The 16,959-nt window shown below is 61.6% G+C and carries 23 protein-coding genes and 1 tRNA gene; 13 read left to right on the top strand and 11 right to left on the bottom strand.

The genetic code is table 11. From position 1 onward, the window contains the following. The first annotated feature begins 93 nt into the window (after positions 1 to 93). A complete protein-coding gene (locus AC1RM7_RS05400) occupies positions 94 to 516 on the top strand; it encodes a tautomerase family protein (RefSeq protein WP_024921512.1) in 423 nt (140 codons plus the stop codon). A 58-nt stretch (positions 517 to 574) separates the two neighbouring features. Here the strand turns inward: AC1RM7_RS05400 and AC1RM7_RS05395 are convergent, their stop codons facing one another. Further along, positions 575 to 2,170, bottom strand: a complete 1,596-nt coding sequence (locus AC1RM7_RS05395; protein ID WP_244434522.1) for a GNAT family N-acetyltransferase — start codon at positions 2,168 to 2,170, stop codon at positions 575 to 577. A gap of 181 nt (positions 2,171 to 2,351) precedes the next feature. Beyond that, positions 2,352 to 3,059: a lipoyl(octanoyl) transferase LipB gene (gene lipB / locus AC1RM7_RS05390; protein ID WP_024921510.1), complete on the bottom strand. Its 708-nt coding sequence runs from the start codon at positions 3,057 to 3,059 to the stop codon at positions 2,352 to 2,354. Between the two features lie 38 nt (positions 3,060 to 3,097). Here lipB and AC1RM7_RS05385 point away from each other — a divergent pair, with 38 nt between their 5' ends. Beyond that, positions 3,098 to 3,361, top strand: coding sequence for a FliM/FliN family flagellar motor switch protein (locus AC1RM7_RS05385; RefSeq protein ID WP_006020974.1), 264 nt, complete (start codon positions 3,098 to 3,100; stop codon positions 3,359 to 3,361). 109 nt (positions 3,362 to 3,470) lie between these two features. Then, a tRNA-Leu gene (locus tag AC1RM7_RS05380) sits at positions 3,471 to 3,555 on the top strand. A 151-nt stretch (positions 3,556 to 3,706) separates the two neighbouring features. Here AC1RM7_RS05380 and AC1RM7_RS05375 read toward each other — a convergent pair. The 5 genes from AC1RM7_RS05375 to AC1RM7_RS05355 all read right to left on the bottom strand — a co-directional run bounded on the left by AC1RM7_RS05375 (position 3,707) and on the right by AC1RM7_RS05355 (position 7,111). Continuing rightward, complete coding sequence (locus AC1RM7_RS05375; protein ID WP_157223929.1) at positions 3,707 to 3,844, bottom strand: hypothetical protein; 138 nt, start codon at positions 3,842 to 3,844, stop codon at positions 3,707 to 3,709. 15 nt (positions 3,845 to 3,859) lie between these two features. Next, on the bottom strand, positions 3,860 to 4,096 hold the full coding sequence (locus AC1RM7_RS05370; RefSeq protein ID WP_006020972.1) for a hypothetical protein: 237 nt from the start codon (positions 4,094 to 4,096) through the stop codon (positions 3,860 to 3,862). A 108-nt stretch (positions 4,097 to 4,204) separates the two neighbouring features. Further along, positions 4,205 to 4,975 carry an exodeoxyribonuclease III gene (locus AC1RM7_RS05365; protein ID WP_024921508.1) on the bottom strand — a complete coding sequence of 257 codons (771 nt, stop codon included), beginning with the start codon at positions 4,973 to 4,975 and terminating at the stop codon, positions 4,205 to 4,207. A 113-nt stretch (positions 4,976 to 5,088) separates the two neighbouring features. Further along, on the bottom strand, positions 5,089 to 6,255 hold the full coding sequence (locus AC1RM7_RS05360; RefSeq protein WP_024921507.1) for a polysaccharide deacetylase family protein: 1,167 nt from the start codon (positions 6,253 to 6,255) through the stop codon (positions 5,089 to 5,091). Positions 6,256 to 6,331: 76 nt separating this feature from the next. Continuing rightward, complete coding sequence (locus AC1RM7_RS05355; protein WP_024921506.1) at positions 6,332 to 7,111, bottom strand: polysaccharide deacetylase family protein; 780 nt, start codon at positions 7,109 to 7,111, stop codon at positions 6,332 to 6,334. A gap of 128 nt (positions 7,112 to 7,239) precedes the next feature. Between AC1RM7_RS05355 and mgtE the strand changes: the two genes are divergently transcribed. After that, on the top strand, positions 7,240 to 8,670 hold the full coding sequence (gene mgtE, locus AC1RM7_RS05350; protein ID WP_024921505.1) for a magnesium transporter: 1,431 nt from the start codon (positions 7,240 to 7,242) through the stop codon (positions 8,668 to 8,670). Between the two features lie 92 nt (positions 8,671 to 8,762). Here the strand turns inward: mgtE and AC1RM7_RS05345 are convergent, their stop codons facing one another. Next, entirely contained in the window at positions 8,763 to 8,987 is a 225-nt protein-coding gene (locus AC1RM7_RS05345) for a hypothetical protein (protein ID WP_244434520.1), read from the bottom strand. 64 nt (positions 8,988 to 9,051) lie between these two features. On the opposite strand from AC1RM7_RS05345, the gene AC1RM7_RS05340 reads away from it, so the two are divergent. From AC1RM7_RS05340 to AC1RM7_RS05325, 4 genes are all read left to right on the top strand, one after another. Continuing rightward, a complete protein-coding gene (locus tag AC1RM7_RS05340) occupies positions 9,052 to 9,516 on the top strand; it encodes a hypothetical protein (protein ID WP_244434519.1) in 465 nt (154 codons plus the stop codon). Positions 9,517 to 9,619: 103 nt separating this feature from the next. Next, positions 9,620 to 9,934, top strand: a complete 315-nt coding sequence (locus AC1RM7_RS05335) for a helix-turn-helix domain-containing protein (protein WP_024921503.1) — start codon at positions 9,620 to 9,622, stop codon at positions 9,932 to 9,934. Between the two features lie 103 nt (positions 9,935 to 10,037). Further along, on the top strand, positions 10,038 to 10,856 hold the full coding sequence (locus AC1RM7_RS05330; RefSeq protein WP_024921502.1) for an aldo/keto reductase: 819 nt from the start codon (positions 10,038 to 10,040) through the stop codon (positions 10,854 to 10,856). A 44-nt stretch (positions 10,857 to 10,900) separates the two neighbouring features. Further along, a complete protein-coding gene (locus AC1RM7_RS05325; RefSeq protein WP_024921501.1) occupies positions 10,901 to 11,707 on the top strand; it encodes a YdcF family protein in 807 nt (268 codons plus the stop codon). 72 nt (positions 11,708 to 11,779) lie between these two features. Here the strand turns inward: AC1RM7_RS05325 and AC1RM7_RS05320 are convergent, their stop codons facing one another. Together AC1RM7_RS05320 and AC1RM7_RS05315 are read right to left on the bottom strand one after the other, a co-directional pair. After that, on the bottom strand, positions 11,780 to 12,055 hold the full coding sequence (locus AC1RM7_RS05320) for a DUF3253 domain-containing protein (protein ID WP_024921500.1): 276 nt from the start codon (positions 12,053 to 12,055) through the stop codon (positions 11,780 to 11,782). A 47-nt stretch (positions 12,056 to 12,102) separates the two neighbouring features. After that, entirely contained in the window at positions 12,103 to 12,783 is a 681-nt protein-coding gene (locus AC1RM7_RS05315) for a DUF599 domain-containing protein (protein ID WP_006020960.1), read from the bottom strand. 139 nt (positions 12,784 to 12,922) lie between these two features. Here AC1RM7_RS05315 and AC1RM7_RS05310 point away from each other — a divergent pair, with 139 nt between their 5' ends. The 5 genes from AC1RM7_RS05310 (at position 12,923) to AC1RM7_RS05290 (ending at position 15,974) form a co-directional block, all read left to right on the top strand. Then, positions 12,923 to 13,579, top strand: a complete 657-nt coding sequence (locus AC1RM7_RS05310; protein ID WP_024921499.1) for a glutathione S-transferase family protein — start codon at positions 12,923 to 12,925, stop codon at positions 13,577 to 13,579. Positions 13,580 to 13,594: 15 nt separating this feature from the next. Then, positions 13,595 to 13,960, top strand: coding sequence for a YidB family protein (locus AC1RM7_RS05305; RefSeq protein WP_024921498.1), 366 nt, complete (start codon positions 13,595 to 13,597; stop codon positions 13,958 to 13,960). Between the two features lie 283 nt (positions 13,961 to 14,243). Next, positions 14,244 to 14,435 carry a hypothetical protein gene (locus tag AC1RM7_RS05300; RefSeq protein WP_006020957.1) on the top strand — a complete coding sequence of 64 codons (192 nt, stop codon included), beginning with the start codon at positions 14,244 to 14,246 and terminating at the stop codon, positions 14,433 to 14,435. A 70-nt stretch (positions 14,436 to 14,505) separates the two neighbouring features. Beyond that, complete coding sequence (locus AC1RM7_RS05295; protein ID WP_024921497.1) at positions 14,506 to 15,480, top strand: hypothetical protein; 975 nt, start codon at positions 14,506 to 14,508, stop codon at positions 15,478 to 15,480. A 56-nt stretch (positions 15,481 to 15,536) separates the two neighbouring features. Beyond that, positions 15,537 to 15,974, top strand: coding sequence for a DUF1489 family protein (locus tag AC1RM7_RS05290; protein ID WP_024921496.1), 438 nt, complete (start codon positions 15,537 to 15,539; stop codon positions 15,972 to 15,974). Position 15,975: 1 nt separating this feature from the next. On the opposite strand, the gene panC is transcribed toward AC1RM7_RS05290, so the two are convergent. Next, positions 15,976 to 16,827, bottom strand: a complete 852-nt coding sequence (panC, locus tag AC1RM7_RS05285) for a pantoate--beta-alanine ligase (RefSeq protein WP_024921495.1) — start codon at positions 16,825 to 16,827, stop codon at positions 15,976 to 15,978. Between the last annotated feature and the right edge of the window lie 132 nt (positions 16,828 to 16,959).

Genomic DNA, 16,959 nt, shown 5'->3' with positions numbered 1-16,959 from the left:
GATTGAAATACATAACGATAAGATATCAATATCATGCGGGAAGGTCTAGCTTCCAGTCACGCGCTGATTGCGCAAGACCAGGGAGATACGTCCATGCCCCTCATTACAGTCCAGTACACCTCGCAACGTCACACACCCAAGGCCGACATCGTGGCCGCCGTCACCAAGCTGTCGGCGGACATTCTGCACAAGGACCCCAACGTCACCGCGGTGATCGTGCAATCCGTCGATGCCGCCGACTGGTTCGCCGGCGGTCGATCGCTGGCCGATCAGAAGCTCGCCAGCGTGTGGGTCGATATTCACATTTCCGACGGGACCAACAGCAAGGACGAGAAGGCGGATTTCATTGCCGCTACGTTCAAGCGAATGGATGAACTGCTCGGACCGCTGCACAACGAGAGCTACATCTATGTCCATGATGCGCGTGCGGATGCCTATGGGTTCGGCGGCCTGACGCAGGAACGCCGTTACATCGCAGGCAAGCTTGCGGCGGCGCCCCGCAGTGCCGCGGCCTGATTTGCGCAGGTCTGAGAGCGCCTTCGGGATGCAAAATCCTCGAAGGCCTCCCTCTGCTTCAGAGGCTTTGATCGAGGCCGATGTGCGGAGCGGTCTTTAAGATGCTGTTCCGCTGGGCAAGGGCCAGACTGTAGTCGGGCTTGAGCGCGAGGGCTGAATCGAAGCTTGAAAGCGCTTCCTGATGCCGCCCGAGCTGCTGAAGAGCGATACCGCGGTTGTAGTGAAGTATTGCAACGGCCGGCTGCAAGCCGATCGCTTGCCGGAGCTGCTGTTCAGCAGCTTCGTATTTGTGCTGCTGGAGGAGGGCGACGCCGAGGAGATACATCGCATCGGCGTGTTTCGGCTCGGCTTCCAGGATCGCCCGATAGGCTCTTTCCGCTTCCGCAATCTGCCCGCGCTGATGGAAGCCCTTGGCCGTGGCGAGATTGGCCGGCACCGCGCGCCGCCGCTCGGCGTCAAGGCTCTTCAGCAATTGCGCCGCGTCGGCATGACGTGGGTCGGCATCCAAAATCTGACGGCAGGCCTGCGCTGCTCCCTCGAGGCTGCCTTCCTTTTTCATTCGCAACGCGCGATCGAAAACCACCGGTAAGGTCAGAGGCTCGAGTGTGCCGCGAAGGTTGCGCTGGTCACGCGTGCTCACGCGCAGGCATTCGACCCGGCGCTCGATGCCGCCGAAGTCGTACTTGTAGGGGAAGTCGCCGGTCTGGAGATCGTAGACCGCGAAGCCGTTTTCAATCCCCCAGCGGACGCATTGCAGATGAAGAACGAAACCGGGAGGCGGGCGCTTCACGTTCAGATCGCGTCCATTCAGCAGGCTGATCAGCGAGCGGTTTTTCCAGTCGATAAGGCTCGCCTGAATGCCGATCCGGTTTTCTCCCTGCCAGAGAATTGGCAGGTACAGCGCATTGTCAGCGAAGCAGCACCGCAGCATGTTGCGGAAGTTGTTCATCATGCCGTAGGGCAGCCGCGGATTGTATCGCGCGGCGAGCTTGGCGGCCCATTGCAGTTCCCAGAACTTCAGAAGGGCCTCGATGTCGTCTTCGATCGTCTCCGCGGTGGGGGTGGTGATTTTGTATTCGCCGTCCTCAGCCTGTCTCAATGCGGCGCGTGCATTTCGCCGCGCTTTCGTATCGAGCCGCTCGTACAGGAAAGCGTCCCAGCTATCGGGCAGGTTCACATAGACATAGATGTCGTGATCGATGCCGTCGCCATCATCCGGGCGCTGGATCTTTTCCGTGACGAAGTCGGATGACGGAAATTCGTTCAGGAAGAGGGCAAGCCGTTCCGGCGAGGCGAAGATGTTCTCCAGGTGGAGTCTTGCCCAGTTCAGCCGCTTGGTATGATCCGCGAAAGCGGGGATGATGCTCCGATCGAGCTTGGGATCGCAGATGAAGCCGGTATAGCCGGCGAAATAGCCGCCGCCGGTGCGCAGTTCGTTGTGGAACGTGCCGTCCCGCCGTTGTTCAGTCCGCAGTTGCAGCGGGAAGAACCCGACATAGTCGGATGAATTGGCGTCCGCTTTCGCGGCCAGGACGATCCACTGGCAGCCGAGCTTTTCAAACCACCCCGCAATCCATGTCCAGGACATGTAGAGCTGCGCTTCGGGGTCCGCCTGATACACAGCCTCCCAATTGCTCCGAACGCGGAGCAACATGTCCCGGCTTTTGATCACATCCACATGCATGGCGTTGACCTTTGCTCCTGGGAGCGCTGGCGCACGAATGAGAAGTGTCTGCAGGCGAAGGCTGTTCTGACCGTATTCCTTGCTTAAATTCCAAGACTGGCCCGATTACGCCACGGAAGGGCGGCTTTTGGCAAGGCTGTCCCGGTTTGCCTCAGGCGCCAAAGACGTCCCTGAAGGCCTGCTTCAGGGCCACGTCCACATCGGCCATGGTCACCGGCAGGCCGAGATCGACCAGGCTGGTGACGCCGTAGCGGGGGTCTTCGACGCCGCAGGGGACGATGCCCGAAAAGTGCGCGAGATCCGGCTCAACGTTGATCGAGATGCCATGCAATGAGACCCAACGCTTCAGGCGCACGCCGATCGCGCCGATCTTGTCCTCATAAGCGGGGCCTTTCTCGGGCCGCGCCACCCAGACGCCGACACGGTCCTCGCGCCGCTCGCCGCGCACGTTGAAGGCGGCGAGGGTGCGAATCGTGAATTGCTCGAGGCTGGCGACATAGGCGCGAACGTCGGGACGGCGGCGCTTCAGATCGAGCATCAGATAGACCACCCGCTGGCCGGGGCCATGGTAGGTGAACTGCCCGCCGCGCCCCGTTGCAAACACGGGAAATCGCGCATCGAGCAGGTCCGCGGCCTTGGCGCTGGTACCGGATGTGTAGAGCGGGGGGTGTTCGAGCAGCCAGACCAGCTCAGGCGCGTTCCCGGTGGCGATGTCCGCAGCGCGCTTTTCCATGGTCTCTACAGCGTCCTGATAGGCCACCGGCGAATCCGCCACCCGCCACTCGGCGGGCGGGCCGGAGCGGGGGAAAAACGACGTCAAAGCAAGGTCTTCGCGGCGCTCCTGGAGCATATTAACCATTGGGTAACCATAATCGTGCTGATCTGCGTCCATCATTCATGTGTGGGTGTCAAATCAAAGTGGCAACTCTCGATAACGTCTCGGTGGATCTGATGGTGGTTCTGGGGACCACGTCGATGCCCGTCCATCAGGTGATGCGGCTCAGCCGCGGCGCGATCATCGAACTCGACGCGACCGAGCAGGACGAGGTCAAGGTGCTCGCCAACAACCTGCCCATCGCCAGCGGTGTGGTGGTCGTCAACCGCAATCGCATCGCGGTTGAAGTCAAGCAGATGTTGCCCCGGACGCCCGATAACAGATAATCGGGAAAAGCCTTGCCGAACCATCGGCCTAGGCCTTGTCCCCCTAATCTCGATTTGTTACACGGGCGCCGTTGATCCGCGCCGGGTGCGAATCCGGGCCGATCTTCTAGCGCTCGTGGCGGAATTGGTAGACGCGCTGCCTTGAGGTGGCAGTCCGTAACAGGGTGGGGGTTCGAGTCCCTCCGAGCGCACCATATTATAATTATAGCCAAACCATTGAAATAGCTGATCTTGCTGGCCCAGAGGCCTCGCGAACGCGCGGCGCGGGTTGGCGGCCCCGTGAGTTCCGCCGTCGCGGGCGCTCGCATTTCGCGCCCTATGCGACCACGTCCTAAATCCCCGGACCTATTCGGCTGATTTCTTCAGGTCTTCAAGATCGGGATCTCTGTCAGGGTCCTGGTCAGGATGGTCCCAAGGCTCATCCAAAATCTCTTCGGGCTCGTCCCCTGCTTCGCCTTTTGCCGGCTTCTTTGGATCATTCATCTGACGCCCCTGTGGTTAGCTGCGGTTAGACCAGTACGGCCCGGTAACTTTTCGCAGATCGTCCTCTGCCTTCCGCGCGGCCCGGTAATCTTCCAGAAATTCGATGTTCGTGTACGCGCCCTGCTTGGCGAGCAGGTGATAGACGCTGCCGATGTGGCGCAGCCAGAACTTTGGCGGACCGGGCGGCAAGCGCCTGGCCTCCAGGATCGTCTTTCTGGCATGAGCCATGAGATAGTCGGTTGCGTCTGACATGCAGGAACAACGGCGTTGAGAGCGCGGTGTTCCATCTGGGCGGTAGGAAGGGCTACCTGGATTCAACCATGGAGCACACCCCTTACGCGGTGGGTGAGCCGCAGGAGGTCAACGAAGTCTGATCCATGCAGGCGCGTGATCGCTCGCGCCGTCTTCTGCACGAACGTCGGCATCGACGCCGCCCTCGATCAGCTTGGGCGCCAGATTCTTGCTCAGCAAAAGGTGATCCAGCCGAAGCCCGTCGTCGCGCTCGAAGCGGTTTCGCCAATAGGTCCAAAACGTATAGACCCGTTCGTCGCCATAGAGTTCACGAAGGGAGTCAGTCCAGCCTTTTGCCACCAGCGCGGCAAACGCTTTTCTCGGCGCCGGCTGCACGAGAGCATCCTTCGCCCACGACTTCGTCGGGTAGATGTCCAGATCTGTCGGAGCAACATTGTAGTCACCGGCCAGGATGACCGGGTGACCTTGCTTCTGAAGCTTTGCTGCATGTTTCGCGAGGCGCGAAAACCATTCCATTTTGTAGGCGAACTTTGGACCGGGTTGAGGATTGCCGTTCGGCAGATAGATGCAGGCGACGAGGACGCCGTTGATTGCCGCTTCGATGTAGCGGGCCTGATGATCCGACGGATCGCCGGGAAGCCGCCGGGCTGTCGCAACCGGCATGGCGCCCTTGGCAAGGATCGCAACGCCGTTCCAGGATGTCTCGCTTTCCCAGATCGCTGAATAGCCAGCTTTCAGAAGCTCCTTTTCGGGAAAGGATGCGGGCGCACATTTCAATTCCTGAAGACACACCACATCCGGCTTGCTCCGCTTCAGCCATCTGAGAAGGTTCGACAGCCGCTTGTTGACGTTGTTGATGTTGAAGGTCGCGATTTTCAAAGGCGAGTGTCCCTGTGAGACGCGTGAGGCATCACCTCGGAGCCTCGGCCATCGCTGCCAAGCACAACTCTATACTGCCTGAGATCGTCCGGTGCTCGCCGGGCGGTTTTTGTTCACCGGATATTCGGACCGGCCGGCACATCCGTGCGGCTGCCGGTTTTGATCGGCGCGGTGAGGGGCTTGAATGTTCCGTCGCTTGCCCGGACCGGATGACTGCCCGGAAGGCGTGCGAGGCTTCGCGGCCTCGCCGCGGCGGAAATGTCCGTGCGTGCGGGCTTGCCCAAAAGCGGCGCGTTGGATGGCTGCAACATATGGACGGACGCCCGCGGGGCCATCTTCTGCTGCGCCAGCCAGACCGAACGCACCGACCGCGGGGCATCATGGAGCGGTGTTTCTGCCACTCCGAACACAAAGCCGCTCGGAGTCTTCGCCGCGATATTGGGGCCGTGAATCCAGTACGGAACCCATTGCGCGGGATCGGTGACGGTCTTTGGCCGTTCCGGCGTTGCCGGAGCAACGTGGACGATGCGATAGCCGCGCGTCTTCAACTCGCGAAGGATCACAGGCAATGCGGCTTGTGTCCGCGCCTGAATGTCGTGCAGCAGCAGGACGCCTTTGCCTTTGGCTTCGAGCCGCGACAGCGCGTAGTTGACGACCTGCGTTGAGGAAATATGCCGCCAGTCGTCAGCGGGGAAATCGGCACTCCAGGTCATCAGGCCGCGCTTGGCCAGTTCGGCTTCGAGCAGATCGCCGCGGCGCAAGCCGGGAATCCGGAAGAACGGGGCAAGCTGCGAAGGATCGGCGAGGGCGGCTGAGACGTGGGCTATGCCGTCATCGATTTCAGCGCTCATACGCTCCGGTGGCAGTTTGCCGAAGAAAGTCGGATGGTTCTCGCTGTGGGTGCCGATGGTGTGCCCGGCATCGTGGATGCGGCGCACGTCCTGCGGAAATTCTTTCGCCATCCGGCCGACCAGAAAGAAAGTCGCCTTGACGCATTGCGCGGCAAGGATGTCGAGAATGGCGTTGGTGTGAGCCGGCAGCGGGCCGTCGTCGAAGGTCAGGACCACCTCATGATCTTCCAGCGGCAGAGTCTCGCCGTACTGCATGGTGCCGATCCGCGAATGCTCCTTCGGATCGACAACGATGGTGCGCGAGGTGCCGAGCGCGTCCGCCTTGCATTCGGCGGCCTGAGCAACGGTGGCCCCGAACGAGGCCGTCGCCGCGGACAGGCCAAGTGCTGTGAGGAGCGCGGTACAGGTTCCGCTTGCGGTTCGGCGCATGGACAATCCGTGATGGCGCGAGACCATCCTGCTTACCGCCGGGCCTCTGAACGCATGCTTAATTCGGCGGGTGTTCCTAACGGTCATTCAACGTACTCTTGACCGGCCGCGGCGGGACGAGATGAACGACCTTGTAGCCGTTGCGCCGGAGGTACTGCAAAAACGCGGGCAACATTTTGGCGGTCTGTGCCTTGGTGTCGTGGAAAAGGATGATTCCCTTCCCCGCGTTGTCGAGCCGCTCGGTAATGAGGTTCAACTGCTGCTCCGGGGTCATCGGCTCCCAGTCGCTGGCCCAGAAGTCGGCGCCAAGAACCGCGATCCCGCGCGACTGAAGGCCGCTCAGCAGGGCGGGTGTCGACGCGAAGCCGGGAAAGCGGAAGAAAGGCGTCGTCGGGACGGAGGTTGCCTTACCGTGTAAAGCCTTCTCGTCGGCAACGATCCCGCGATCGATTTCCTCGATCGCCTGCGGCTGGCTAATCTTGTCCAGCCAGCGATGCGACCAGGTGTGGTGGCCGATGGTATGGCCTTCCGCAGCGATTTTCTTGACCATTCCCGGATTGGCTTCGGCATTCCTGCCGACCAGAAAGAATGTCGCCTGAACGCATTCAGCGGCCAGCGTGGCCAGAACTTTCGTCGTGGTCGGCGGGAAGGGGCCGTCGTCGAACGTCAGGACGACTTCCTTGTCCGCCAGCGGCAGGGTTTGCGGGAAGCTCTTCAGCCCGACGCGGGGAAATGCCTGCGGATCGACCGTCATGACACGCGAGGTGCCGAGCGCATCCTTGCGCGGACAGTCCGCAGCGTTGGCTGCTGAAACCGACGCGACAACAGCGAGCAGTGCGGCCTTTAACACGGTCATGACAGAATTCCCGGGCGCGCGGATTTCGCGCGCCGCACATTTAGCATTGCGCCCGGCGGTGTCGATTGGGTATTGCCTGAAACGCACACGCAAATCAGCAGACCTCCATTGAACCAGTGAGGCACGGCATGGCCGATCAACAAGACCTTGCCGAGGCGGATGCCGCTCACGATTCCGTGCTGGACCAATATCCCATGAGGGACGAAGACGGCGAAATTCGTCCCCGGTTCGTCGGGATGATTGCGGATGCGGTTCAACACGGCGATTCCGCATTTCTTCAGAAAATCGTCGCCGAACTCCACGAGGCCGATCTCGGCGATCTGATCGAGGCGCTGGAGCCCGATCTGCGGCCGCGGCTGGTGGAACTGACCGGTGCGGCCTTCGACTTCTCGGCGCTTAACGAGGTCGATGACACGGTTCGCGAGGAAATCCTCGAAGAGCTGGAGCCGGAAACGGTCGCCGAAGGCGTTCGCGAACTGGATTCCGACGACGCCGTTGAACTGCTTCAGGACCTCGACGAGGAAGACAAGGAAGAGATCCTTGAGAAGCTGCCGCAATCCGAGCGTGTCGCGCTGGAACGCAGTCTAGACTACCCGGAAAATTCCGCCGGCCGCCGCATGCAGACGGAGTGCATTTCGGTGCCGGACAACTGGACCGCGCTGCAAGCCATCGAATACATGCGGGACACGCCGGGACTGCCGGACCGGTTCTACGAGATTTACGTGGTCGACAGGGACAAGCGCCTGAAAGGCGCGGTGCCTCTCGATGCGTTGCTGCGCGCGCGGCGGCCGGGGCCGATCATGGATCTGGTCGACGAGGACCGCCGGCGGGTTTCAGATCACGAGGACATCGCGGAAGTCGCGCGGATGTTCGGCAAGTACAATCTTGTCGCCGCGCCGGTGACCGACAGCGAGGATCATCTCGTTGGCGTTATCACCATCGACGACGTCGTCGACGTGATCGAGGAGGAGGCCGACGAAAACATCAAGGCTCTTGGCGGCGTCGCCCGTGACGAAGAGCTGTCGGACTCGGTGTGGACCATCGCCAAGAGCCGGTTCAACTGGCTGCTGGTCAATCTGGCGACGGCGTTTCTTGCGTCGGCGGTGCTAGGCCTGTTCGAAGGCGAATTGCAGAAGATGGTCGCGTTGGCGGTGCTGGCGCCGATCGTGGCCAGTCAGGGCGGAAACGCGGCCACTCAGACCATGACGGTCGCGGTGCGCGCACTCGCCACTCGCGAACTCGGCTCAAACAATGCCTGGCGTGTTGTCATGCGTGAAGGTCTCGTCGGTCTGGTGAATGGGCTGGCCTTCGCTGCTATCACCGGCGTGGCCGCTGCGGTGTGGTTCAAGACTTCGGGTCTCGGCATCGTTATCGGGCTCGCGATGATCTGCAATCTCGTCGCCGGCGCGCTCGGCGGCATTCTCATTCCGATGGCGCTTCAGCGCCTGCGCGCCGATCCAGCCGTTGCGTCAGGCACATTTGTGACGACGGTCACCGACATCGTCGGTTTCTTCGCGTTTCTTGGTATCGCGACGCTCTGGTTCGGACTCAAAAGTTAACGCTGCCCGTTTCGACATGGGTTCCTTGCGTTTGCATGGGTCTATGGGCACACCAGCGCCTCATTCTCGCCACCTGCCGCAATAAAACCAAATCATCGCATGCCGCAAAACATCGATGTTTTGGCGGCCTCTTTGAATCTTAGGCGAACGTGACGTTGTCGCACGCGACCGTCCATCACGCCAAAATCATCCGGAGCTAAAATTTTGATTAGAACAGTCACCGCCGTGGCGGCGCTTTGTGCGTTGTCCTCGATGGCCGAAGCGCGTGTTCGTGCACCGGCCGTCGCACCAGAATGCAACATCACGATGCCATGCATCGGAGTCGACAATCCTGTTCACGCGCGTCAGCGCGGTCAGCGTCGAGTGGAGCCCGCATTTTCCATGATGCAGCTAGCGGCGACGCCTCGGCTGAGCAGGCGGCAACAGCGGGCGCTTGAACGCGCTCAGCGCAACTTTGAACCGGCACCGCGTGCGGTCGCCGAGCGCGCGTCCTATGCATCGGAAGGATATTCCGCCGGTCTGGTCGGTCCGCTGGCCGCCAAGCTGGCATCGATTCAGGCAGCGTGTCCGGGAACGCAGGCAATCTCGGGCATTCGCCACACGCGCATCGCAGGAACGCGCCGGATGTCGCTCCATGCGCAGGGCAAGGCCGTGGACGTGCGTGGTCCCTATGGCTGCATCTATGCGCAGCTCAAGGGCTGGAGCGGCGGCTACTCGACCGATTCCGGGCGCGTGCAGCACATCCACATTTCCTATGACGATGCGGGCGGCCGTGAGATGGGCCTTCGCTTCGCTCATGGTGGCGGACGCCGTTCGTGGCGCGAAGCCAACGCGCGCATGCGATAACCTGAACGACAACCGTCCGGGAACATCGGCTTTCCGGACGGGGCTTTCTGTTAACCGTCGATTAACCATGTTGGGTTGACCCTCCGCTCTGCGGAGGTGTCGCATGCAGCGGCTACGGCTGAAGGCAGATGGACGGATTGTGGAGGTGCTGGACGGGCGGGAAGCTCCGCTCGTGCCTGACATGCCCGGCGGCAACGCGCCATCACGCGGAGCCAACACAGCACCGGTCGTGCGTGATCTGCGCCTTCGCGCAAAACTGACGCAGGTCGAATTTGCATCACGCCTCGGCGTTCCTCTCGAGACCATACGCAACTGGGAGCAGGGCAAGCGTTCACCACGTGGTCCGGCGCGCGCGCTGCTGACCGTGATCGCTCACGAGCCCGATATGGTTTTCGCGGCACTTGCGCGTCGGCCTTGATCGGGCATGACGTTAATGTTTCGCTATGCAGCGTTCTTGGCAATGCGGCATGCGCGGCGCAAGATGGTGAGCCTTCCGGCCTGGAACGACGCTGAGGCATGCGATGCACACCCTTGAAGCGAACGGCGCCAACATCCCGACGATAGGTCTGGGAACGTGGGAGTTACGTGATCGTGCCTGTGCGCGTATCGTCGAGCAGGCGCTTCGGCTTGGCTATCGCCATATCGATACAGCACAGATTTACGAGAACGAGCGCGAGGTCGGTGAGGGCGTGCGGGCCTCCGGCATCAAGCGCGCCGACGTCTTTGTCACCACGAAAGTCTGGACCACCCATTTTGCGCCGAACGATCTGTTGCGCTCGACCAAGGAAAGCCTCGCGCGCCTGCGCATGACCGAAGTCGATCTGCTTCTGCTGCACTGGCCCAATCCGCAGGTGCCGCTGGAAGAAACGCTGGGCGGGCTTGTGGAGGCCCGGAAGCTGGGTCTCACACGTCACATCGGAGTGTCAAATTTCACCGTGGCGCTGATCGAGGAGGCTGTGGCGAAAGCTGCGGCGCCGCTGGTTTGCAATCAGGTCGAGTATCATCCGTATCTCGACCAGAACAAGGTGCTTGCGGCGTGTCATGCCAACGGGCTGGCGCTGGTCGCGTACAGTCCGGTCGCTAAGGGGCGCGTTAAGAATGCGGAAGCGCTGAACCGGATCGGCGCGCGATACCGCAAGAGCGCGGCGCAGGTCTGTTTGCGCTGGCTGATCCAGCAGGACGTGGTGGCTATCCCGCGCACATCCAAGGTCGAGCGCCTGTCCGAAAATCTCGACATCTTCGATTTCAATTTGTCCGACGACGAAATGACCGAGATCTTCGCAATGGGGACGCGCGGCGGCCGCATCACAGATTTCGGTTTTGCCCCCAAATGGGATTGAGTGCGGCTTGATCTTGCCGCGGGGATCGCCCATTCAGGGCTGGCATGTTCTTCGCCGTCTCCAAGATTCTTGGCTTCTTCGTCGTCCCGTCCAACGCGGTCGCAATGCTTTGCGCGCTCGGCGCGCTGCTGCTGCTGACGCGTTTCCGCAAGGCGGGGTCGCGCCTTCTCGGACTCGGCGTCTTTTTTATGCTGGTCTTCGGCTATTCGTCGCTCGGCAATCTGCTGCTGCTGCCCCTGACCGAACGCTTCCCGGCGTGGAGCGCGGCGGGCCGTACGCCGGACGGGATTATCGTTCTTGGCGGCTCCATCGATCCTGAGCGCAGTCAGGCGCGGGGCTCGCTGGAAATGGACGCGGCGGCCGAGCGCATCATTACCATGCTGCAATTGGCCCGTCGCTATCCGCAAGCGCGTATTATCTTCAGTGGCGGCAGCGCGAACCTGATTCAGGAGCCGGTATCGGAGGCGCCGATCGCCGGCGATCTGTTACAGGACTTCGGAACACCGGCTTCGCGCATTGTGCTGGAAGGGGATTCTCGTACCACTGCCGAGAATGCGGAGTTCACGCGCAAGCTGGTTTCACCAAAGCCGGGCGAGCGATGGCTGCTTGTAACATCGGCATTCCACATGCCGCGCTCCATCGGTGCGTTTCGCAAGGCCGGCTTCGAGGTCGAAGCCTATCCGGTGGATTGGCGCACGCGCGGCTGGAACGATGCGACGATGCCGTTTACGGCATTGAGCGCCGGCCTGGCGCGTACCGACGTCGCCGTTCATGAGTGGATCGGGCTGATCGCCTATTGGGCGACGGGGCGCAGCAGCGAGTTTTTTCCCGGACCGCGCAAGATTAACTAGGCCTGATCCCGCAGCATGCCATCGGGCTTGACCCGAGGCGGCGCCGGTTTTCGGATCAGGTCATGCCCATGTTTAATCGTGCCGCGGCAGGCCGAGGCGATAGACGCCGCGAAAATCATTCGGGTCGGCGGGTTTGCCCTTGCGGTAGATCACAAGGCGGCCTGCCTGTGCGAGGGCCACAGCGGACCTTCTGATCGGCACCAGCAGCCCATGCCAGTCGTCGCCGGCCGCAATGGCGTGAGCGATCTCCGGCGCGCTGAGAGTCTTTGCCTCGGCGCGCGCCAGCACGCCGAGAATGGCGTCGTCGAGCGACAGGCTATCGAGAGCTTTCGAATCGGAATGGTTCATGACCATGCCATGACGCATCCGAACCCGCGCGGCAAGCGCGCAGGGTGCTATTTCGACATCGCGCGATAGGCGTCGGAATCGAACTGGCGGCGCCAGATCACGACCACAATGGCCAACGTGGTTGCGATCAGGACCCATGGACTGATGAACCAGCCGAGATAGCCCAGCGCGAACAGGAACGCGCGTTGGCCGCGATTGAAGTGCCGTCCCGCCGACTGGAACAGCTTTGTGGTTCGCATCACATGTGATTGCGCTTCGGGCGTGTCGCGCTTCTCGGCAAAGGGCATCGCCCCGAGCAGGATGGCGACGTAGTTGAACAGGCGATAGGCCCATGAGAATTTGAAAAACGCATAGACGAAGATCACGATCAGCCCGACGCATTTGATCTCCCACAGCGCAGGAGAGCTTCGGATGCCCAGCGGGAGCGTGGCGAGCACCGACATGGCTTCTTCGGTCGATCGCAGCAACGTCAGTCCGCCGCCGATCGCCAGCAACGTGGTCGATGCAAAGAAGGCTGTGCCATTCTGCAGGGAGGCCATGATCTGCATGTCGACCATCCGCGCTTCGCGATCGAGGATGCGCCGGACCCACACCTCGCGATAGATGCTCATGCGGGCGTTCAGGCTGTTGCGTCCATGCGCGGTGCGTTCAAGCGTGACCGCGTAGACCATCCAAGCCAGGACGAAGAACGCGATCGCCACGAGGTCGGCAGTTGCAAACAGGTTCACGATTCGATGCCTTCTGAATGATGCCTGTCACGATAGACAGGAAGCCAGCCGCTGCGAAGCAGTTTTGGCGTTTCCGGGGGCTGGTTGCGTGCCGCGCGCCGGGCGTGGCAAGGTCGACTTTGCAGGGAGAACTCAATCGATGGCTTTGACGCTCGTTATCGGGAACAAGAACTATTCCTCATGGTCGATGCGGCCGTGGATGGCCCTGAAAGGGACGGGAATCACCTTCGAGGAGATCGTCATTCCGCTCTACACCGGTGATGCGGACAAGCAGCGCATTCTGGATGTCACCCGGTCGGGCAAGGTTCCGGCGCTGGTCGACGGCGACATCACGGTCTGGGATTCGCTGGCGATCATCGAATACGCCGCCGAGCGGTTTCCGGATGCGCGTCTGTGGCCGCAGGACGTCGTGGCGCGTGCTCATGCACGCTCGATCTCGGCAGAGATGCATTCCGGCTTCATGGCGCTTCGCAACGAATGCGGCATGAACATTCATCGTCCGATCCGCTCAAAGCCGCTCTCCGACGATGCCAGGGCGAACATCGCGCGCATCCAGCAGATCTGGACCGAATGCCGGGCCCGGTACGGCGGCCAGGGGCCATATCTGTTCGGCGCCTTCAGCGGTGCGGATGCGATGTACGCGCCGGTTGTCCATCGGTTCCGGACCTATGCCATCGATGTAACGCCGCCGGTGCGCGACTATATGGAAACGATGCAGGCGAATGCAGCTTTCCGTGAATGGAGCGATGCGGCTCTGGCCGAGACGCTGCTTATCGAGAGATTCGAGATCGATTGAACCGGGGACTACATCATGGGAATTCTCGACATGCTGACCAGCGTGATGGCGGCGAGAGCGGCGAGCGAACTGGACTCAGCCGTCATTCCGGCTGTCCTCAGCGAAGTGCTCGGCAGCGGTAATCAGGGCGGGTTGTCAGCGATCGTGGCCAGGCTCGAGCAGGCCGGGCTCAGCGAGCAGGTGAAGTCCTGGATCGGCACCGGCCAGAACCTGCCGGTGAGCGCGCAGCAGCTCCAGCAGGTGCTAGGCAACGATGTGGTCAGGCAACTTGCGACCCGTTTCGGGATCCCGGTGGATCAGCTCTCGACGGTTCTCGCGCAGGTTTTGCCGGGAGCAGTCGACCGGGCAAGTCCCGACGGAGCGTTGCCGGGCAGCGCCTAAGATTATCCCGTTAACGCACTGAACTTGCCGGGGAATCGTTCCGTCGCGCAGATAAGGCGAAATTGTGGCGTTGCACGCGGCTGGACCCTGCCTTGCCGCGGGCGCAAGGCCCTCGAAAGGCCTTCAAGGCACTGATAAATAGAAGTTATTTCGTCATTACCCATGTGCTGGTTTATCTGGCAAATGGGGGCTCTGCGTGCTATACTTCTGCCGGGCGTCAAACTGGCTTTGCCGTACAACGGCAGGCCGCCAAAATGCGCGTATCGCGTGATGGAGCAGGGTGTTGAAGCACAAATACATTGTTGGAGAGACTGTCTATTTCACGGCAAGCAATGTGGCGCGGCCAGCCGCCAGCGGAACCTACGAGGTGATCCGTCTTCTGCCGACAGACGGTGACGACTGCCAGTATCGTATCAAGAGTTCGACCGAAGCCTTCGAGCGTGTGGCCAAGGAAAGCCAGCTCGCCGTCGCCTGACAATTTCGGCTTGACGGAATTTCGCCGCGGTTACAGCGCTTGGTCTGGTTCGTTGTGAAGGGGACCTTGCATGAACCGGGCTTTGGCCACGTCGATCGAGAACTTTTGGAATTCGCAAAGCTTGCCGATGTGGCTGACCATTGCCGCAGCGGGCTTCTTTGCGATTATCCTTCTGGTCACTCTGTTTCGTGCTGAGCGATCGGTCGCGAACGGAGCGCTGACCGTTATCACGCTTCTGGCCATCGGCATTGCGGTCACCACGATGATCCGCGCGTCAGGTGTGGCCGGCGGCTCGTCCGGGGATTCCAGATCTTCCGTTCAATCCGGGGCTTCTCTTCCGGCGCTGGCCTGTCTCGATGGGCTTGCCGGAGAGAGCGTCGAGGCCGCCTGCGAAAAGGCGTTGTTTGCGTCAGCCGATTCCGTTGCGGCCGGCGTGTCCTATACCGCCGCGCAGATCACCCGTCTTGCCGCGTTTGGCAATGTCGCTGCTGCCAACAAGGTCATGACACCCGAACTCAATGCTCTGCGGCGGACGATCGAACGCGATCGTTACGGACTGGTTGCTCAGGTGCTCAAGACGCGCGAGGGGTGTTCGCTCTCGGCGCCGTGCCCGTTCTTCCAGTCGCTGACCAATTCGGGGCAGATTTCGTCCAACATGAGCGAAAATCTCTACGACGGCTTTGTCGGCCGCTACGCTGCCGCGTGGAACGCTCCGCCGGTTACCGCGAGCGCAGCACCACCCGTCGCGGCGCTTGGCACCGTGCCGCCGCCGGGACGGCCGGTGTCGGGTGATTTCCCGAGTGCGGCGTCGATCCCTCCGATCAACATCATGTCGCCTGAGCCGGCTGCGCAGGGCGCCCAGGCATCACAACGCTCGTCGGAACCAGCGGCCGCGCCGGCGGCCCGTAACGTGCCTGGCGCAGTGATCAATCCGCAGCCGGCACCGGCCGCCGCGAAGAAGGCCGCACCTGCGCCTGCGCCACAGAAATCGCGTGCACAAGCGCCCGTGCAGCTTGCGCCTCCCAAAGAGAGCGATGATAACTGATCGCTCTTCCTCTATTTGAAGCGCGATGCTCCGCGTCGCGCTGGCGATTTCCGAATATGCCGCTTCATCTCGTCAAGCTCAGCGTCGGTGCCACCTCCATCAAGGATCTTCGGGGCTGGATTGCCGAACGCGTGAAGCAGGCCAAGGCGAAGGGCCTGCCCCCGCGCCACATCCACGTCACCCGGATGTCTCCCAAACGCGTCGACGAACTTCTCGACGGCGGATCGATCTACTGGGTCATCAAGGGCGAGATCGCCGCGCGCGAGAGAATTCTCGGCATCGAGTCGTTTCGCGATAAGGATGGCATCGGACGATGCCGCCTCGTGATGGAGCCAAAGCTGATTGCGGTAGCGCCGCGGCCGATGCGGCCGTTCCAGGGCTGGCGTTATCTCGATCCGAAAAGCGCGCCGCCGGATCTCGGCAAGGCCGCTGCCAGCGTCGCCGCGATGCCCGAACCGATGCGGCGCGAATTGCGCGAACTGGGTCTTCTTTAGCCTAAGCCTTGATGTTGTCGATCAGCCGCGTGGTTCCGATTTTCGCGGCGACCAGCAGCCGCACCGGTCCATCGTTCAGCGAGGAAATCGGCTCAAGCGTCTCTGCGTGCCGCGCCTCGAGATAGTCGAGGGCAAAGCCAGCCTGACGGATGAGATCGGCGCCGTCGGACAACGCGGCCTTGAAGTTATCGCCGTCGCGCATCCGCTTCGCCGTGGCCTTGAGCGTGCGAAACAGAACAGGCGCCGTGCTGCGCTGGTCGGGTGACAGGTAGACGTTGCGCGACGACATCGCGAGGCCGTCGCGCTCGCGGATGATTGCGCCGCCGATAACCTTCACCCCCAGATCAAGATCGCGCGCCATGCGCGTGACGACCTTGAGCTGCTGGAAATCCTTCTCGCCGAACAGCGCCATGTCGGGGCGCACCTGTGTGAACAGCTTGGCGACGACGGTCGCTACGCCGCCGAAGAAGTGCGGGCGGAATTTATCTTCTAGCCCTGCAAGTGCCGGTCCCTCGGGCGCAACCCTGGTTGCGAAGCCGTCCGGATACATCGTCTTCACATCCGGATTCCAGATCAGGTCGACACCCTCTGCCTTGAGGCGTGCGAGATCCTCCTTCCATGTGCGCGGATAGGAGCCGAGATCTTCGTGCGCGGCGAACTGCGTGGGGTTCACGAAGATCGATACGGCGACCTTCTGTGCACGACGTTTGGCAAGACGAACCAGCGACACATGGCCGTCATGGAGCGCACCCATGGTCGGCACGAGGGCGAGAGTGGAATTGCGTTTGCAGAGTTCAGTGCGCGCGCGATGAAGGGATGAAAGCGAACGTGCGATGATGGGGGAGCGGGTCATTCGTGCCGGTGTGTGCAACGGGTGATTGTCGGGTGGGCGCTAGTCTTAACAAAGGTGGTGCTGCGAGCCAACGACCGCCCGTCGTCTTCGTGCAGACTGCACGGCGATTCATCATGAAGTATGAGCCAATCG

The organism is Afipia sp. GW822-FHT03D08 (assembly GCF_058801645.1).
The sequence above is the reverse complement of the archived record's forward strand: the minus strand, read 5'-3'. Positions and strand labels throughout refer to the sequence as shown.

Excerpts from the sequence above, each read along its gene's own strand:
- panC (WP_024921495.1), bottom strand. The coding sequence starts at position 16,827 with ATGACCCGCTCCCCCATCATCGCACGTTCGCTTTCATCCCTTCATCGC.
- AC1RM7_RS05370 (WP_006020972.1), bottom strand. The coding sequence starts at position 4,096 with ATGTCAGACGCAACCGACTATCTCATGGCTCATGCCAGAAAGACGATC.
- AC1RM7_RS05355 (WP_024921506.1), bottom strand. The coding sequence starts at position 7,111 with ATGACCGTGTTAAAGGCCGCACTGCTCGCTGTTGTCGCGTCGGTTTCA.
- AC1RM7_RS05360 (WP_024921507.1), bottom strand. The coding sequence starts at position 6,255 with ATGCGCCGAACCGCAAGCGGAACCTGTACCGCGCTCCTCACAGCACTT.
- mgtE (WP_024921505.1), top strand. The coding sequence starts at position 7,240 with ATGGCCGATCAACAAGACCTTGCCGAGGCGGATGCCGCTCACGATTCC.
- AC1RM7_RS05305 (WP_024921498.1), top strand. The coding sequence starts at position 13,595 with ATGGGAATTCTCGACATGCTGACCAGCGTGATGGCGGCGAGAGCGGCG.
- AC1RM7_RS05395 (WP_244434522.1), bottom strand. The coding sequence starts at position 2,170 with ATGTTGCTCCGCGTTCGGAGCAATTGGGAGGCTGTGTATCAGGCGGAC.
- AC1RM7_RS05375 (WP_157223929.1), bottom strand. The coding sequence starts at position 3,844 with ATGAATGATCCAAAGAAGCCGGCAAAAGGCGAAGCAGGGGACGAGCCC.
- AC1RM7_RS05310 (WP_024921499.1), top strand. The coding sequence starts at position 12,923 with ATGGCTTTGACGCTCGTTATCGGGAACAAGAACTATTCCTCATGGTCG.
- AC1RM7_RS05340 (WP_244434519.1), top strand. The coding sequence starts at position 9,052 with ATGATGCAGCTAGCGGCGACGCCTCGGCTGAGCAGGCGGCAACAGCGG.
- AC1RM7_RS05345 (WP_244434520.1), bottom strand. The coding sequence starts at position 8,987 with ATGCATGGCATCGTGATGTTGCATTCTGGTGCGACGGCCGGTGCACGA.
- AC1RM7_RS05325 (WP_024921501.1), top strand. The coding sequence starts at position 10,901 with ATGTTCTTCGCCGTCTCCAAGATTCTTGGCTTCTTCGTCGTCCCGTCC.
- AC1RM7_RS05295 (WP_024921497.1), top strand. The coding sequence starts at position 14,506 with ATGAACCGGGCTTTGGCCACGTCGATCGAGAACTTTTGGAATTCGCAA.
- AC1RM7_RS05330 (WP_024921502.1), top strand. The coding sequence starts at position 10,038 with ATGCACACCCTTGAAGCGAACGGCGCCAACATCCCGACGATAGGTCTG.
- AC1RM7_RS05335 (WP_024921503.1), top strand. The coding sequence starts at position 9,620 with ATGCAGCGGCTACGGCTGAAGGCAGATGGACGGATTGTGGAGGTGCTG.
- lipB (WP_024921510.1), bottom strand. The coding sequence starts at position 3,059 with ATGGTTAATATGCTCCAGGAGCGCCGCGAAGACCTTGCTTTGACGTCG.
- AC1RM7_RS05400 (WP_024921512.1), top strand. The coding sequence starts at position 94 with ATGCCCCTCATTACAGTCCAGTACACCTCGCAACGTCACACACCCAAG.
- AC1RM7_RS05320 (WP_024921500.1), bottom strand. The coding sequence starts at position 12,055 with ATGAACCATTCCGATTCGAAAGCTCTCGATAGCCTGTCGCTCGACGAC.
- AC1RM7_RS05290 (WP_024921496.1), top strand. The coding sequence starts at position 15,537 with ATGCCGCTTCATCTCGTCAAGCTCAGCGTCGGTGCCACCTCCATCAAG.
- AC1RM7_RS05385 (WP_006020974.1), top strand. The coding sequence starts at position 3,098 with ATGTGTGGGTGTCAAATCAAAGTGGCAACTCTCGATAACGTCTCGGTG.